Annotated in this window: 11 protein-coding genes; 2 read left to right on the top strand and 9 right to left on the bottom strand. The window is 29.8% G+C overall.

Going from position 1 to position 17,258, the window contains the following annotated elements; genetic code table 11:
* Positions 1–462 precede the first annotated feature (462 nt).
* Positions 463–1,737: a conjugated bile salt MFS transporter gene (locus H8923_RS13770; protein ID WP_153972518.1), complete on the top strand. Its 1,275-nt coding sequence runs from the start codon at positions 463–465 to the stop codon at positions 1,735–1,737.
* A gap of 39 nt (positions 1,738–1,776) precedes the next feature.
* Here H8923_RS13770 and H8923_RS13765 read toward each other — a convergent pair whose 3' ends face one another.
* Positions 1,777–3,126 (bottom strand): alanine:cation symporter family protein, encoded by a 1,350-nt coding sequence (locus H8923_RS13765; protein ID WP_153972517.1) that lies wholly within the window; start codon positions 3,124–3,126, stop codon positions 1,777–1,779.
* A gap of 431 nt (positions 3,127–3,557) precedes the next feature.
* Here H8923_RS13765 and H8923_RS13760 point away from each other — a divergent pair, with 431 nt between their 5' ends.
* Entirely contained in the window at positions 3,558–4,865 is a 1,308-nt protein-coding gene (locus H8923_RS13760; RefSeq protein WP_153972516.1) for a conjugated bile salt MFS transporter, read from the top strand.
* Positions 4,866–4,949: 84 nt separating this feature from the next.
* On the opposite strand, the gene htpG is transcribed toward H8923_RS13760, so the two are convergent.
* The 8 genes from htpG to purF form a co-directional block, all read right to left on the bottom strand.
* Complete coding sequence (htpG, locus tag H8923_RS13755; protein ID WP_187127956.1) at positions 4,950–6,824, bottom strand: molecular chaperone HtpG; 1,875 nt, start codon at positions 6,822–6,824, stop codon at positions 4,950–4,952.
* Positions 6,825–7,005: 181 nt separating this feature from the next.
* Positions 7,006–7,440, bottom strand: a complete 435-nt coding sequence (locus H8923_RS13750) for an Hsp20/alpha crystallin family protein (RefSeq protein ID WP_153972515.1) — start codon at positions 7,438–7,440, stop codon at positions 7,006–7,008.
* A gap of 148 nt (positions 7,441–7,588) precedes the next feature.
* Positions 7,589–11,461: a phosphoribosylformylglycinamidine synthase subunit PurQ gene (locus H8923_RS13745; RefSeq protein WP_153972514.1), complete on the bottom strand. Its 3,873-nt coding sequence runs from the start codon at positions 11,459–11,461 to the stop codon at positions 7,589–7,591.
* Positions 11,462–11,489: 28 nt separating this feature from the next.
* On the bottom strand, positions 11,490–12,740 hold the full coding sequence (gene purD, locus H8923_RS13740) for a phosphoribosylamine--glycine ligase (protein ID WP_153972513.1): 1,251 nt from the start codon (positions 12,738–12,740) through the stop codon (positions 11,490–11,492).
* Between the two features lie 11 nt (positions 12,741–12,751).
* Positions 12,752–14,284: a bifunctional phosphoribosylaminoimidazolecarboxamide formyltransferase/IMP cyclohydrolase gene (purH, locus tag H8923_RS13735; RefSeq protein ID WP_153972512.1), complete on the bottom strand. Its 1,533-nt coding sequence runs from the start codon at positions 14,282–14,284 to the stop codon at positions 12,752–12,754.
* Positions 14,277–14,870 carry a phosphoribosylglycinamide formyltransferase gene (gene purN, locus H8923_RS13730; protein ID WP_153972511.1) on the bottom strand — a complete coding sequence of 198 codons (594 nt, stop codon included), beginning with the start codon at positions 14,868–14,870 and terminating at the stop codon, positions 14,277–14,279. Before purN ends, purH begins: the two co-directional genes overlap by 8 nt.
* Positions 14,864–15,892, bottom strand: coding sequence for a phosphoribosylformylglycinamidine cyclo-ligase (gene purM, locus H8923_RS13725; RefSeq protein WP_153972510.1), 1,029 nt, complete (start codon positions 15,890–15,892; stop codon positions 14,864–14,866). Before purM ends, purN begins: the two co-directional genes overlap by 7 nt.
* A complete protein-coding gene (gene purF / locus H8923_RS13720) occupies positions 15,886–17,256 on the bottom strand; it encodes an amidophosphoribosyltransferase (RefSeq protein WP_153972509.1) in 1,371 nt (456 codons plus the stop codon). The genes purM and purF overlap by 7 nt, the downstream gene beginning before the upstream one ends.
* Between the last annotated feature and the right edge of the window lie 2 nt (positions 17,257–17,258).

The raw sequence follows: 17,258 nt of genomic DNA, 5'->3' as shown, positions 1-17,258 counted from the left end.
AAATTTAATCATTTTATAAATTATATTTACTTTATATCTATAAAGTTTGAATTGTATAATCTTAAAAATCGCCTATTTACATTTTTAGTTTATCAATTAACAATACATAAAGTCAATGCTTTTTATTTTAAAGAAATTGTTTCCATCAAATTTCCTTATTAACATTTTCAAATTTTGATTCATTTTTCAACTTTTGACTAAAAATAATCTTTTTCCTCAAAAATAAATCCATTTTTTCATTTTTTCTTGATTTTTATCTTTTCTTAGTGCTATTATTAAACATGAGTTGTATAATTCGACGCCTATTTACAACTCACGACATTTTCAATGTTATTATTTACTTTTTTATTTTTATTAATGATTAAATATTTTATTCATCTGTTATTTTTAGCGGAATATTTAATTAGAATATTTATATTTTTAAATATGTATTTTTATTAATTAATCAAAGGAGAGGGTCTCATGACTAAACAAAATAAGAAATTCGCTTATGGTTGGGCAATAGTTGTTACTTGCATGCTAATACAAGCTATACCATATGGTGTAATGGCAAACTTACAACCACAGTTCATGCATTATGTAATTGCTGATAAGAACTTAGGATTTACTATAACAAGTTTCTCTCTAATATTCTCATTAGGAACTATAGTATCTGCTTTTTGTTCGCCATTTATAGGAAAATTATTCGATAAATTCAACTTAAAAGGTTTATATATCGCTGGAGCAATTTTAGGTTGTGGTAGTTTCGCTGCATTCTCTTTATGTCAAACTCCATGGCAATTCTACGTTGTGGCTGCTATAATGCAAATGGGAGCTGCAATACTATCTGCAATAGGAGTACCTTTATTAATAAATGCTTGGTTTGATAGCGCTAGTAGAGGTAAAGCTTTAGGTATGGCTATGGCTGGTGGTTCTATAGGAAATATATTCTTACAATCTTTAGTTATATACGCTTTAGATAATTTCGGATACAAAGCTTCTTACATAGGATTTGGTGTATTCGGATTAGTAGTTGCTATACCATTAATATTATTCATGATAAGAATGCCTAAAGATAGTTCTGAAATAGTAACAAGTAAAGGTAATAATGAATCTGTTACTAAAATAAGTTCTACTTGGGGATATACAGTTAAAGAAGCTATGTCTACTAAATACTTCAAATTCTTAGCTATAGGGTATTTCTTCGTTGGTATATATGTTTCTGCATTATCAGTTCAATACCCAGCATATTTACATCAAAATCATGCTGTAAACGTTGGTATAATAGGATCATTATTCGCTATATGTTCTCTTGCTGGTAACTTAGTTGGGGGAACACTATTCGATAAATTAGGATCTACTAAAATGCTTATCGTAGCAGGTGTCATAGTTGCTATTTCTGATTTAGCATTAATATATGCTATAAATATAACTCCACTTGCTTACGTATTCGCGGTACTTAAAGGATTATCAGTATTCGCTTATATAATGGGACCAGCTTTACTTACTGGAGAATTATTCGGTAATAAAGAGTACGCTGGAATATTAGGTCTAGTTCAATTAGTATTCGGTATAGGATTTGCATTTGGTTCATCAGCATTCGGAGTTGTTGTTGATAAAGCTGGATATACTGTAGCTTGGTACGTAATATTGGCTGCTATAATATTAGCATACTTATCACTAATAGTATCTTCTGCTGGAATGCAAAAATTAAATATTGTTAAGAAACAAGAAACTTCTGAAGCTAATGTTGCTTAATATATAAAAACCTACACTTAATAGTGTAGGTTTTTTCTTTTATAAAATTTTTCTTCTATCTTGTTGCAAGTTTATATCTCTATAATCTTTCCATTTATTTATTGTAAATATGGTTAATGCCGTTACATTTATTCCACAAAGAATAAATAATAGTAAATCAACGGATTCAAATACAACATCAGCTCCAAACACTGCTAAAGTACCTGCTAGTATTACTAGAAATAGATATATTGATATATTTCTATTTATACTATTATCCTTGAATAATTTAGTCGTATAATAATAAGACCCTAATATTGTTGTTAATGCTGATAATACAGTAAACGCTGATAATATCACTAATCCAAATATTCCCGTTACATTTTCAGCAGTTGAAAAATATTGAGCTAATCTAGTAACTGCATCTGCAGGGTATACGATTATTCCAGAATATATGCCATATGATGCTATATATGAAGTAACCACTATAGATATTACAACTGTAACAGTCGTTGGTATTAGAGATATCATAGCTGCCTCTCTAGGTTCTGAATCAGATTCTTGTACAGCCATAGCAAGAGCTCCTAAACCAGTTTCTGCAGTTTGCAAAACTTTTTGAAGACCCAATATAAATCCCATCGGAACTCCTATCATTGCGTTTATAGGGTTTTTTATCCCTTCAATCATACTACTAAAATATATCGGCACATACGAAGCAGTTTTTATTAAAAATATGGTAAAGAATAAAAAATATCCTATTATGGCTGTTCCTATCATATAGGTCATAGCATTAATAAATAGTTCATGTTTTTTAGATAGTACTAATATTGAAACAATTGCTATAACCGGAACCACTATGAATAAGTATCTCTGAATCAAAGAAAATTCCATTACACCAAATTTATTAATTAATATGGAGGAAACAGAATCTATTCCACTAAATTGAAATCCTCCAAAACCAAAAACAGCTAGTATAACAAAACATATTGCATACAATTTACCGAAAAAAGGTGAAATCAACATAGATATATATTCTTTAGGCATTTTTTTCATAATCTTAGAATTTAAAGTTTCTGAATATGAAACAGGTATCATTATAATAGAACCTATTAATGCCCATATAGCCATAGCTTCTATATTTCGTTGTCCTGATGCATATAACTTAGACAATGCTCCTAAGACACCTATAATTGCTCCAGTTCCTATCATAGCACCTAAAGATATAGATGCTGGACCTATTACATTTTTTAACTTTAATCTCGATGGCATTGTAGTTTGATTTTGTATTATAAAAATAGTTCTTACTGATGTTATAGCTCCAATTACCAATATAAATGGTAAGAATATAGGCCAAATAAAATCAGATATTGCGGTTATAATATGCTCTAAGTTAACTAGTAATTCACTCATTAACTAACCTCCTTAACTAATTATCCTTTTAATATATTAGATTTATAAATCATTAATATTTTACTATTTTTTATATGCATCACTAAATGTATGACTTTAATTTTCCTCATTATATACTTTTTATTCACTATAACTAACTAAACTGTAAAATAATAAAATTTTAGTGCAAAATCTTATAAAAATCTAGTTTTTAATATTTTTTTATATATTAATACATTTTTTTATTAAGTATTGCTAAATATAATCATATTAAAAATTTATATAATTATTGTTTTGCATGCTTTTATCTATATCTAAAATATATTCGAATAGCATTAATATTTCTAATAATGTATTTTTTGAATTAATTATGCAAAACTTATTACTGCACTTAAAATTATATTTTGCACTTTTACAAAAGATTATATAAAAAATAAGGAGGAAATTAGGTTATGAGTACACCTGATAACGGTAAACAAAATAAATTTTTTTATGGTTGGGTAATTGTTATAGCATGTTTACTTATCCAAGCTATACCATTTGGAGTTGCAGCTAATTTACCACCAGCATTTACAAACTATGTTGTAAATGCTGAAGGTTTTAGCTTCGCTTCATTTACATTAATATTCACTATAGGTACCTTTGTATCTGCAATTTGTTCTCCTTTTATAGGGAAATTGTTTTCTACAATGAATGCTAAACTATTGTTCATAATAGGTTCCATATTACTTGGCGGTGGATTTATGGCATATTCTTTTGCTGGAAATAACTTATATGCTTATTATGCAATAGCTGCCATAGTTCAACTGGGAAATGCGACTGTCTCTGCTATAGGGGTTCCTACTCTTATAAATGCTTGGTTTAAAGTTAATAAAGGTACTGCTATGGGTATTGCATACTCTGGTGGTGGTATAGGAAATATATTTCTTCAAATTTTAGCTGGTAAATGGTTAGCTGATCCAAATATAGGATATAGAGGAGCTTATTTAAGATTTGGTCTTATCGCATTAGTTGCATCACTACTAATATCAATATTCTTTATAAGAATGCCAAAATCAGATGCTGAATTAGCAGCCAACGTACCTAAAAAACTAAAAGGCCAAGAAGATGTTGCTCATCACGTAAGTTGGGGTTACAAGGTTGGTGAAGTAACTAAAATGCCTCAATTCTGGTTAATAGGTATATCGTTTATCTTTATAGGATTCTATGTAAGCGGAATGGCCCTACAATTTATAGCTTACTTCCAAAGTTTAGAATCTTCAGGAGTATTGTTAATATCAGCAGCTACTTTAGCAGCTCTATTTGGATTCTTCTCAATATTTGGTAACCTATTTGGTGGTGTTTTATTTGATAAACTAGGATTAGCGCAATCATTTGGTCTTTCAGGTATATTAGTTGTCATATCAGGATTATGCTTACTATTTATAGGCCAAATAAATGCATTAGGATACTTATTCACATTATTGTTTGGTGTATCAATGTTTTCATATGTTATGGGACCATCATATATGACAAGTTCACTTTTCGGTGATAGAGAATATGGTGCTATACTTGGTTTAATACAATTATTCTTTGCTTTAGGTTTTGCCATTGGTACTCCAATATTTGGTGTAACATTAGATAAATTCGGATGGAATATTGCCTGGATTTCTACTATAATCTACTCTATAATTGCTTATGTAGGTTTACTAATTGCTTGTGTTTCTATATTAAAAATAAATAAAGAAAACAATGTATTCGAAACAAAAAGAATACATTAGTACTATATAAATAATATAAAAATAGGCTATTTCAAACTTGACTTATTTGTTAGTTGAAATTAGCCTATTTCTAATTAGTTTACTCTATAAAGAAATTACCATTCCCATAAGCTTATTACTTCTTTGTATGAATTCCTCTAGCTCTTCTGGCTTTAATTCTTTATTTGATAATAACGCTAAATCTATTATTTGATTACATATTAAGTTTATATTTTCTTTCTTTTCCTTATTATCTTTTAATGATAGTATTTTTTGTATTATAGGATTCTTTTCATTTATAACAAGAGTTTTTTCTTCTTGAAGACCCATTCCTAAATCCATACCTGAAAATCTAGATTGCATCTCCATCATTCGTCTTGTATGTTCTGATACTAGTATCATAGCTGGTATTTCTTCATTTTTTAAACTTTCAACAGAATACTCTTTTATTTTATCTCCTGATATATTTTTAAATAAATCCTTCAATTGATTTTTATCTTCATCTGATATACTAGATTCTTCTTTATTTTTTAATACACTCGATATATCTGAGTCTATTCTATTAAAGCTAGTACCTGCTTCTTTATACTCCATAAGTGAAATAAAATGATTGTCTATACTTGAATCTAATACTACTGCGTTTAATCCATAGTCTTTAAATAATTTTATATATTGAGATTGTTGTTTTTCATCACTTATATAAAACACTTTATTCTCATGTTTTCCTTTTGAGGATTCTTTATAATCACTTAAAGTAATATGATTTCCATCTATATCTTTAAATAGTATATAATCTTTTATTTTATCGTAGAAACCTTCATCTTTTAAGCATCCGAATTTTATAAATACTTGGATATCATCCCAGAATTTATTATATTCTTCTCTTTCATTTTTAAATAAAGATTTTAATTTATCAGCTACTTTTTTAACTATATGTTTAGATATTTTACTTACATCTCTATCATTTTGTAAAAAACTTCTAGATACATTTAAAGGTAAATCTGGACAGTCTATTACACCTTTAAGTAATAATAAGAATTCTGGTATAACTTCTTTTATATTATCCGCTACGAATACTTGGTTATTATAAAGTTTAACCTTTCCTTCAACTAGCTCAAATTCATTATTTAATTTTGGGAAGTATAATATCCCTTTTAAATTAAATGGATAGTCTACATTTAAATGAATCCAGAATAATGGCTCATCAAAAGAATTAAATACTTTTCTATAAAACTCTTTATATTCTTCATCTGTACAATCCTTAGGTGATTTTAACCATAGTGGGTTAACATCATTTAAAGGCTTTATATCAACTTCATTATTATCATTTCCATCTTTCTTATCAGAAGTTTCTAAATATATTTCAACTGGTAAGAATGAACAGTATTTCTCTATCACAGTTCTTACATCATACTCATTTAAAAATTCCTTACTATCATCATCTAAGTATAGTGTTATGCTTGTACCTCTTTCTGTTCTATAATCAGATTTAGATATTTCATACTCAAGGCCATCTTCTGATACCCACCTAACTGGTTCTGCATTTTCTATATAAGACATCGTGTCTATTTGTACTTTTTTAGATACCATAAACGAAGAGTAAAATCCTAGACCAAAATGGCCTATTATATCATTAGCTTCTTCCATCTTATCTTTATATTTATTAAAGAAATCTTCTGCTCCAGAAAAAGCAACTTGATTTATATATTTTTCAATTTCTTCTTCTGTCATACCTATACCATTGTCAGTAAAGCATAGAGTTCCTTCCTCTTTGTTTATTGATACAGTTATCTTATACTTATTTTCCCCATTATAATTAGCTTCTCCCAACGAAACTAATCTCTTATACTTACTTACTGCATCACAACCATTACTTATAAGCTCCCTTATAAATATATCTTTATCAGAATATAACCACTTTTTTATTATAGGAAAAATATTCTCTGTATGTATTGATATGCTACCTTTTTGTACTGGCACTAGTACTACCTCCTTTTGATAATATCATTTAGTTTATAAAATCAAAAATTTATAGTATATCTATAGGCAAGGATAAAATATATAAATTACGATTAACTCATATATCTTAGCCTTAACCTTGATATCCTATAAATTTATTTTGCTATACTTTAAATTTTAATAATTATCTATCATATTATTTTTAATCTATTGATATATATTTTTTAGGCTCTATTTCTCTCACATTAGATTTAGGAACTATTATTTGTAATATACCATCAATATATTTAGCTTTTATATCTTCCTCTTTTATACTATCTCCTACATAGAAACTACGTGAACATTGTCCTGTATATCTTTCTCTGTGAATATAGTTTTTTTCTTCATTTTTTTCTTCTGTTGATTCATCTTTTGATGCATTAACTGTTAAATAACCATTTTCTAAAGATATTCTTATATCTTCCTTTTTAAATCCAGGTAAGTCCATGTCTACAATATAATTTTTACCTTGATCTTGAATATCAGCTTTCATCATGTTTTGATAATTCATTGGTTTGAAAAATTCATCTTCGAATAGATCATCAAAAAAACTATCACTAAATAAATATCCTCTATTTCTTCTAGGTACTAATTTCATGTATATCACCTTCCTTACAACTTTAATTATAACACTTTTGTTAGCACTGTCAAGCATTGAGTGCTAAGAGTTTATTATAAAAATTTTATTTTATATACAAGTGATTTTTATCAATAAAATAAGAGCCACCAAATGGCAGCTCTTGATTCTATTTAAAGTATTTAACTCCTGATTCAAATATCATTTGATCTTTTTCGCCTAATATATTCTTACACACTTGATTTCCAATTCTTTCTGAGTGACCCATCTTACCTAGTATTCTTCCATCTATACTAGTTATACCTTCAACACCATAGAAAGATCCATTAGGATTAAAGTCTATATCATAAGTTGCTTTTCCATCGAAATCTACATATTGAGTAGCTATTTGTCCATTCTCTATCAACATTTTCATAGTTTCTTCATTAGCTACAAATTTACCTTCACCATGTGATATAGCTATACTATGAATATCTCCCACATTTGTATTTGCTAACCAAGGAGACTTGTTAGAAGCTATTCTAGTTTGAACCATTTTAGATTGATGCCTACCTATGTTGTTGTAAGTAAGCGTTGGTGCATCTTCACTTGGTTTTATTATTTCACCATACGGAACTAATCCAAGTTTTATAAGTGCTTGAAACCCATTACAAATTCCTAACATTAGTCCATCTTGCTTAGTTAAAAATTCATTTACAGCTTCTGACACTCTTTCATTTCTAAATACTGTAGCTATGAATTTAGCTGATCCATCCGGTTCATCTCCTGCACTAAATCCTCCTGGTATCATAATCATTTGTGAAGATTTTATTTCTTTAACTATTGTGTCTATAGATTCTTCTATATCTTGATAAGTTAAATTTCTAAATACTTTTACACTTGCATTCGCACCTGCTTTTTCAAATGATCTAGCTGAGTCATATTCACAGTTTGTTCCTGGAAATACCGGTATAAACACCTTAGGTGATGCTATACTTATAGATGATTTTTTAGCTTTTCCATCTGATATAAAGTTAATAGTTTCTATCTTATCATCAACGTCTATAGTTTTAGTAGGGAATATTGACTCTAAAGTATCACAATGCACTTTGTATAGTTCATCTAATTCTATTTCTTCTTCTGATATAACTATACTTTCTCTTTCTGTTGTACTACCTAATAAAATATAGTTATATCCATTTAATAAACTTAAATTATCTTCAGCTAATTCAATAACTATATTTCCATAGTTAGCTTCAAATAATTTATTTACATCTTCATATAAGTCACTAGATTCTTCATTAAATTCAAATCCAATCTTATTACCAAAAGCCATCTTACTTATAGCTTCACCTAAACCTGCAAACCCTAGTGCATATGTTGATAACACTTGATTATTGTGTATAAGTTCCCTTAATTTCTCTAAGTTTTTCTTTAATTCATCAAAGTTAACAACACCATTTTCTAATCTTTCTGTGCATAACATTACTACCTTAGAATTAATTTTCTTAAATTCTGGTGATACTACTTGTTTTGCATCCACAGTATCCACAGCAAATGATACTAATGTTGGAGGAACTTCTATATCTTTAAATGTTCCAGACATACTATCCTTACCACCTATTGCAGGTATTTCAAGTTTATTTTGAGCATAGAATGCCCCAAGTAAAGCAGAGAATGGTTTCCCCCACTTAGTTGGGTTATCCCCAAGCTTTTCAAAATATTCTTGTAAAGTAAGCCTTGTTGTCTTATAGTTACCCCCAATAGCCACAAGTTTACACACAGATTCAACTACTGCATATAAAGCTCCATGGAACGGACTCCATTTTCCTATTTTAGGATTGTATCCATATGTCATTATTGTAGAAGTATCTGTTTCTCCACCAAGAACAGGTATCTTTGCAACCATACCTTGGGAAGGTGTACTTTGGTATTTACCTCCAAACGGCATAAGTACAGTATTACTTCCTATCGTATTATCGAATTTTTCTACTAACCCTTTTTGTGAACAAACATTTAAATCAGATAAAATTTCTATAAATTTGTCTTTTAATGAAACTTCTTTAGCTATAGCTATATCTAATAAACCTTCTGATATCTTGCATCTACAAACTCCATCAGTTGATGAACACCCACTATTATTTGTATCTTTATTAAAATTAAAGAAAGTTTTTTCCTCATTTACCTTACTAACATGAACCTTCGTAGTTTGTTTCACACCATTTGTATCTAAGAATTCTCTATTAACATCTACTATTGCTTTTCCATTCCAAAACATTCTTAAATATCCTGTATTAGTTACTGTAGCAACATGAGTAGCTTCTAAGTTTTCTTTTTTAGCTAATTCTATAAATTTATCTTTATTTTCTTTATTTATAGCAACTGCCATACGTTCTTGAGATTCTGATATTGCAAGTTCAGTTCCATCAAGTCCATCATATTTTTTAGGAACTAAGTCTAAGTTTATATCTAAACTATCAGCTATCTCACCTATAGCAACACAAACTCCACCTGCCCCAAAGTCATTACATCTCTTTATCATCTGAGCGACTTCTTTATGCCTAAAGAATCTTTGTAACTTTCTCTCATTAGGTGCATCACCTTTTTGTACTTCAGCACTACAAGTAAGTATAGATTCTTCACTATGCTCTTTAGAAGAACCTGTTGCTCCTCCACATCCATCTCTTCCTGTTTTCCCACCAAGAAGTATTATAACATCTCCTGCCTTAGGTCTTTCTCTAACTACATTTTCTTTAGGAACTGCTGCTATAACTGCACCTATTTCCATTCTCTTAGCCACAAAATCTTCATCATAAACTTCAGCAACTTGACCTGTAGTTAACCCTATTTGGTTACCATACGAACTGTATCCATGAGCTGCTTCAGTAGTTATTTTTCTTTGCATTAGCTTTCCTGGTAAAGTATCTTCTAAAGACGTTCTAGGATCTGCACTTCCAGTTACACGCATAGCTTGATATACATAACTTCTCCCTGATAATGGGTCTCTTATAGCTCCACCTAAGCAAGTAGCTGCACCACCAAATGGCTCTATTTCAGTTGGATGGTTATGTGTTTCATTTTTGAACATTACTAAATATTGCTCAACTTTACCATCTATTTCAACATCTACATTTATGCTACATGCATTTATTTCTTCACTTACATCTAAGTCTTCTAACTTACCATCTTTTCTTAACTCTTTCATAGCTATAGTAGCTATATCCATTAGACATATATCTTTTTGTCTATCTACATAAACTTTTCTTCTTGAATCAAGATACATATCATAAGCTTCTTTAACTATATTTGTATACTTACCTTCATCTATTTGAACATCTTCTATTTCAGTCATAAAAGTAGTATGTCTACAGTGATCTGACCAATAAGTATCTAACACTTTTATTTCTGTTATAGTAGGATTTCTTTTTTCCGTATCTCTAAAGTATTTTTGAATATGTTCTAAGTCAAGTATTGTCATTGCGAGACCTCTTGTTTTTAAGAAATCTTGTAACCCTTCATTACTTAAATCAGTAAATCCATCTAATATTTCTACTGAAGTAGGTATTTCAGTTTCTATCTTTAAAGTTTGTGGCTTATTTAAATTTGCTTCTCTACTATCTACTGGATTTATACAGTAGCTTTTTATTCTATCAAATTGCTCATCAGTTATATTACCACTTAATATGTATACTCTTGCTGTATTTATAGTAGGTCTAACACCATTATTAACTATTTGTATACATTGAGCTGCCCAGTCTCCTCTTTGATCATATTGACCTGGTAAATACTCTATCGCAAATACTCTTTTATTTTTTTTATCTAGATTAGATATTTCTTCATGATAAACAACATCTAGATTTGGCTCAGAAAATATACTTTCTGCTGCATTCTCATAAGCTTCATCAGATATACCTTCTATATCGTATCTATTTAATACTCTTATATCTTCTATAGTATCTATGTGTAAACTTTCTACTAAATCTTTCTTTAAAGCTTTAGCTTCAAGGTCAAAGCCTTGTCTTTTTTCAACTAATATTCTTTTGACATTTTCAGTATTTAACATGCCTTTTCCCCCATCTTTTTAGAAAAATTTAAACTCCTATATCAGTTCTATAATGCATACCTTCAAAACTTATTTTCTTAATATTTTCATATACCTTTGCTGCTGCATCCTTTACTGTCTCTGCTTTTGCAGTTATTCCAATTACTCTTCCTCCATTTGTAACTAAGTTTCCATCTACCATCTTAGTTCCACTATGAAAAACCACTATATCTTTATCTAGATTTTGTATCCCAGTTATTATTTTCCCTCTTTCATAAGAATCAGGATATCCTCCTGATGTAAGCATTACACAAACCGCTTCTTCATTCTTATAATTTATTTCTATTTCACTTAATTTATTATCTATAATTGCATTCATTATTTTATTTAAATCTGTATCTAATCTAAATAAAACTGATTGTGTTTCAGGATCTCCAAATCTTGTATTATACTCAAGAACTTTAGGCCCATCCTCAGTTATCATAAGCCCTACAAATAATATACCTTTGTAATTTAAGTTATCTTTTCTAAATCCTTCTAATGTTGCATCTAATACATTAGTTTTTATATTTTCAGCTAACTCATCTGTATATATCTCACTTGGAGAGAAAGTACCCATACCACCTGTATTCGGACCTTCTTCATAGTTATATATTTTCTTATGGTCTTTTGCACTTACCATAGGCATTATAGTGTTATTGTCTACAAAGGCTAATATAGATGTTTCAGTTCCCTTTAGAAACTCTTCTATTACTATTTTATTACCAGCATCTCCAAACTTCTTATCTTGCATCATTTCTCTTAAATTAGCCACTGCTTCTTCTTTATTTGTAGGGATTACAACACCTTTTCCTGCTGCTAAACCATCGGCTTTTATTACTACTGGATAACCAAAGCTGTCTACCTCAATGATGGCCTCATCTAAATCCGTATACTCTTTATACTTTGCAGTAGGTATGTTGTGTCTTATCATAAAATCCTTAGAGAAGGCTTTACTACCTTCTAATTGAGCACAATTTTTATTTGGTCCAAAGATTCTTAAACCTTCTTTCTCAAAAGCATCAACTATACCCTTAACAAGTGGAACCTCTGGTCCTACTATTGTTAAGTCTATTGCATTATCTTTTGCAAAACTTAGAAGTTCATCTATATCACTGTCACCAATCCTTATACACTTAGCCACACTTTCAATTCCTGCGTTCCCTGGTGCACAAAATATTGCTTCTATATTTTGTTCATTACTTAATTTCCAACAGATAGCGTGTTCTCTTCCGCCACCACCTACAACTAACACTCTCATAATTTATCCTCCTAGTGTTTGAAATGTCTTATTCCTGTAAACACCATTGTCATTTCATATTTATTACAAGCATCTATAGAATCTTGGTCTTTCATTGAACCACCTGGTTGAACAACCGCTTTAATTCCATATTCATTTGCTAATGTTACACAGTCATTAAATGGGAAGAATGCATCTGAAGCAAGTACTGCACCATTAAAATCTTTGTCACTATTATTTTCTAAAGCATTTTTTAAAGCCCATATTCTTGAAGTTTGCCCACATCCTAAAGCTAAAGTCATTCCATCTTTAACTATAGCTATAGCATTTGATTTCATATTTTTAACAACCTTCATACCAAATTCCATATCTTCTAATTGCTCTTTAGTAGGAGCTACTTTTGTTACAGTTTCATACTTATCTGCTAAGGAGTTATTTTTATCTTGTATTAATAGTTTTCCATCTAAAAATTTCATATCATATGGTTGTAAACTTTTTTCTATCTTAGCTAACTTTAGAACTCTTAAATTTTTCTTTTTCTTAAGTATTTCTAAAGCTTCTTCAGTAAAATCATAAGCAGCTACTATTTCTAAGAATATTTCATTTAATTTTTGAGCTGTAGCTGCATCTACTGTAGAAGTTATACCAACTATTCCACCAAATATTGAAACTGTATCAGCCTCATAACATTTAGTATATGCTTCTAGAGAATTTTTCCCTAAACCAACTCCACATGGGTTGGTATGTTTTATAGCCACTGAAACTACTTCTTCATTATCTTTAAATTCTCTCATAACTTCTAAACAACCATGTAAATCATTTATATTGTTGAAAGATAACTCTTTTCCGTTTAATTGTTCATAATTTAATATTGGATTTTTCGCATTCGGTTGAGAGTATAATACTCCATGTTGATGTGGATTTTCTCCATATCTTAAAGTTTGTTCTTTCTGGAATGTTAAATTTAATATTTCAGGATAATTATCTCCTACTTCTCCTGCAAAGTAGCTTGATATAAGTGCATCATACCTAGCTGTAGTTGAAAATGCTTTATATGATAGTTTTTTTCTATCTTCTAAAGTTAAATCATCGTTCTTTAATTTATCTATTACCATATCATAATCCTTTATATCTACTATCACTGTTACATCCTTATAGTTTTTAGCAGCAGAACGTATCATAGATGGTCCACCTATATCTATATTTTCTATTATTTCTTCATGAGATTTTCCAGCCTTTAAAGTCCCTTCAAAATCATATAAGTTTACAACTACTAAATCTATTGAACCTATATTAAACTCTTCTACTGTTTTTACATGATTTTCATCATCTCTTTTATAAAGAATTCCACCATGTATATATGGATTTAGGGTTTTCACTCTTCCATCTAACATTTCTGGAAATTTAGTAACTTCATCTATTTGAATAGCATTAACGCCATTTTCTTTTAACATTTTGAATGTATTTCCTGTAGATATAACTTCATATCCAAGATTGTTTAATTCTTTTGCAAATTCAACTACTCCGCTTTTGTCTGTTACACTTATCAATGCTCTTTTACTCATTTATAAACACTCTCCTACCATGAATACTTAATTTATTTTCACAGAAAAGACTAATACTCTTCTTTAAAATCTTATGTTCTATTTCTAAGACTCTTTTTGCTAAAGAGCTTGCATCATCGTTATCTTTTACTACCACAGTTTCTTGCATAATAATTGGTCCTGTATCTGCACCTTCGTCTACAAAGTGAACTGTAGCACCAGTTACCTTAGCTCCATAATCAATAACACCTTGATGAACCTTTTGTCCATAATATCCTTTACCACAAAATGAAGGTATTAATGATGGGTGAATATTTATCATTTTATTTCTAAACTCATTAACAAACTTAGGGCTTATTATTTTTAAATATCCCGCTAAAACAACTAAATCAATATTATGTTCCTTTAAAACATCTATTATCCCATCTTCATCAGTTTCAAAAATTGCATCTATATTGTTTTGTCTTGCTCTTTCTAATCCATAAGCATTCTCTTTATTTGATATTACAACCTTAACTTTACCATTTATATTTCCTGCCAAAGTTTCATCTATTATAGCTTGTAAATTAGTTCCTCCACCAGAAACTAAAACACCTATATTTAGCATAATTCTACTCCTTCATGAGTATCTACTACTTCACCTACGATATAAGCTTTTTCATCTGTAGTATTTATATAATCAACTATTTTATTAGCATTTTCCTTATCCACTATTAAAACTAAGCCAATACCCATATTAAAACTCTTGTGAAGTTCTCTATCATCTACTGTATTAAAGCTCTCTATCATCTTAAATATAGCTGGTTTTTCCCAAGAATTTTTCTCTATATTTATTCCTAAACCTTTTGGTATAACTCTAGTTATATTTTCTATTACACCACCACCAGTAATGTGAGCAATAGCTTTTAACTCATGCTTTGCCATTAAATCTAAAACTAATTTAACATATATTTTTGTAGGAGTTAAAAGAGCTTCTCCTAAAGTCATTCCTAATTCTTCTATATGTTGATCTAATGTGTATCCATATTTGTCTAAGAATATTTTTCTTACAAAAGAGAATCCATTACTATGTACACCGCTTGATGCTATACCAATTAATGTATCCCCTGATTTTACGTTATTACCATAAACTATATTTTCTCTATCTGCTATACCAACAGAGAATCCAGCTAAATCATATTCACCTTCTGAATACATACCAGGCATTTCAGCAGTTTCTCCACCAACAAGTGCACATCCTGCCATTTTACATCCTTCTACTATTCCACTAACAATTTGTTCCACTTGTTCTGCAACTAATTTTCCAGTAGCTATATAATCTAAGAAAAATAAGGGTTTTGCACCTTGGCATATTAAATCATTTACACACATTGCCACTAAATCTATACCAACTGTATCATGTTTATCCATCATTTGAGCTAGCTTTAATTTAGTTCCAACTCCATCTGTAGATGAAAGTAATACAGGTTCTGTCATATTCGTAAAATCTTTTAAACTATATAAGCCACTAAAATTTCCTAAATCTCCAATTACATTATTATCATAAGTTGTTTTTATCTTTCCTTTTATAAGATCAACTGCTCTATTTCCTTCATCTATATCAACACCTGATTGCTTGTAAGTTAACATGATAACTGTTCCTCCTTGTCAATTTTCTTTACCGGGTAGTCTCCATCAAAACAAGCTTTACAGAAAGTAGCTTTATTTTCTGTAGCATCTATCATCCCTTCTATGCTTAAAAACTTTAATGAGTCACATCCAATATATTCCTTCATCTCTTCCACGCTATTACTTGAAGCTATTAAATTAGAACGATTTGGTGTATCTATTCCGTAGTAGCATGAATATTCCACTGGAGGAGACGTAATTCTAAGATGTATTTCACTTGCTCCTGCTTCTTTTAGAGACTGAACTATTTTTTTAGAAGTAGTTCCCCTAACCACTGAATCATCTACTAATACTACTGATTTTCCTTTCACTATTGTAGACAATGGATTTAGTTTTATCTTAACCCCTATCTCCCTTTCTTCTTGGGTTGGCTTTATAAACGTTCTTCCAACATATCTATTTTTTACAAGACCTTCACTTACCTTTAATCCACTTGCATTAGAATATCCTATAGCTCCTGCCCAACCAGAATCTGGAACTGGTACTACTATATCTGCATTTATATCTTCATCTTGTGCTAATATTTCTCCACATTTTACTCTAAAATTATATACATTTACATTATCTATAGTTGCATCATTTCTAGCAAAATAAATATGCTCAAATATACAACTTCTCATTAACGGTTTGTAGTTCTCAGAATAGTGATAAGACTTAACTTTCCCATCCTTAACTACAATTATCTCTCCTGGTTCTACGTCCCTTATTATTTCTCCACCAAGTATATCTATTGCACAACTTTCTGATGCAAATATATATTCATCGCCTTTTTTTCCTAAAATAAGAGGTCTAAATCCATGTGGGTCTCTTACTCCTACTAAAGAATCTTCTCCCATAACTACCAGAGAATACGCTCCCTTTATATAGTCCATAGTTATCTTTAAACTTTCCACTATATCTCCCTTGTAATATCTAGCAAGTATATAAAGTATTACTTCTGTATCCGAATTAGCTTGAAACATGTATCCATCTTCTTCTAACATATCTTTTAGATAATTTGCATTTACAAGATTACCATTATGAGCAATTGCAAGTTTCCTCTTCCTACAACTTCCAACTAAAGGTTGACAGTTTGCCAAAGTACTTCCACCTGCTGTAGAGTACCTAACATGACCAATGCCCATATTTCCACTTAATTTAGACAGTTCATCTTCCTTAAATACATCTCCAACTAATCCCATATCTTTTTTGTATTTTATATTATCTCCATCAACAACTGCTATCCCGCAGCTTTCTTGACCTCTATGTTGTATAGAATATAAAGAATAGTATAATTCTTTAGCTATATCTTTATCTTTCGAATAAATACCTACAACACCACACATAA

It is taken from the genome of Romboutsia faecis, from assembly GCF_014323405.1.
Classification (GTDB): Bacteria; Bacillota; Clostridia; order Peptostreptococcales; family Peptostreptococcaceae; genus Romboutsia_E; species Romboutsia_E faecis.
Note: the sequence above shows the minus strand (reverse complement) of the source record. Positions and strands in the feature narration are given on the sequence as shown.

Bases quoted from the DNA above. Each gene is read 5' to 3' on its own strand.
- H8923_RS13770 (WP_153972518.1), top strand. From the start codon at position 463: ATGACTAAACAAAATAAGAAATTCGCTTATGGTTGGGCAATAGTTGTT.
- H8923_RS13765 (WP_153972517.1), bottom strand. From the start codon at position 3,126: ATGAGTGAATTACTAGTTAACTTAGAGCATATTATAACCGCAATATCT.
- H8923_RS13760 (WP_153972516.1), top strand. From the start codon at position 3,558: ATGAGTACACCTGATAACGGTAAACAAAATAAATTTTTTTATGGTTGG.
- H8923_RS13750 (WP_153972515.1), bottom strand. From the start codon at position 7,440: ATGAAATTAGTACCTAGAAGAAATAGAGGATATTTATTTAGTGATAGT.
- H8923_RS13745 (WP_153972514.1), bottom strand. From the start codon at position 11,461: ATGTTAAATACTGAAAATGTCAAAAGAATATTAGTTGAAAAAAGACAA.
- purD (WP_153972513.1), bottom strand. From the start codon at position 12,740: ATGAGAGTGTTAGTTGTAGGTGGTGGCGGAAGAGAACACGCTATCTGT.
- purH (WP_153972512.1), bottom strand. From the start codon at position 14,284: ATGAGTAAAAGAGCATTGATAAGTGTAACAGACAAAAGCGGAGTAGTT.
- purN (WP_153972511.1), bottom strand. From the start codon at position 14,870: ATGCTAAATATAGGTGTTTTAGTTTCTGGTGGAGGAACTAATTTACAA.
- purM (WP_153972510.1), bottom strand. From the start codon at position 15,892: ATGTTAACTTACAAGCAATCAGGTGTTGATATAGATGAAGGAAATAGA.
- purF (WP_153972509.1), bottom strand. From the start codon at position 17,256: ATGTGTGGTGTTGTAGGTATTTATTCGAAAGATAAAGATATAGCTAAA.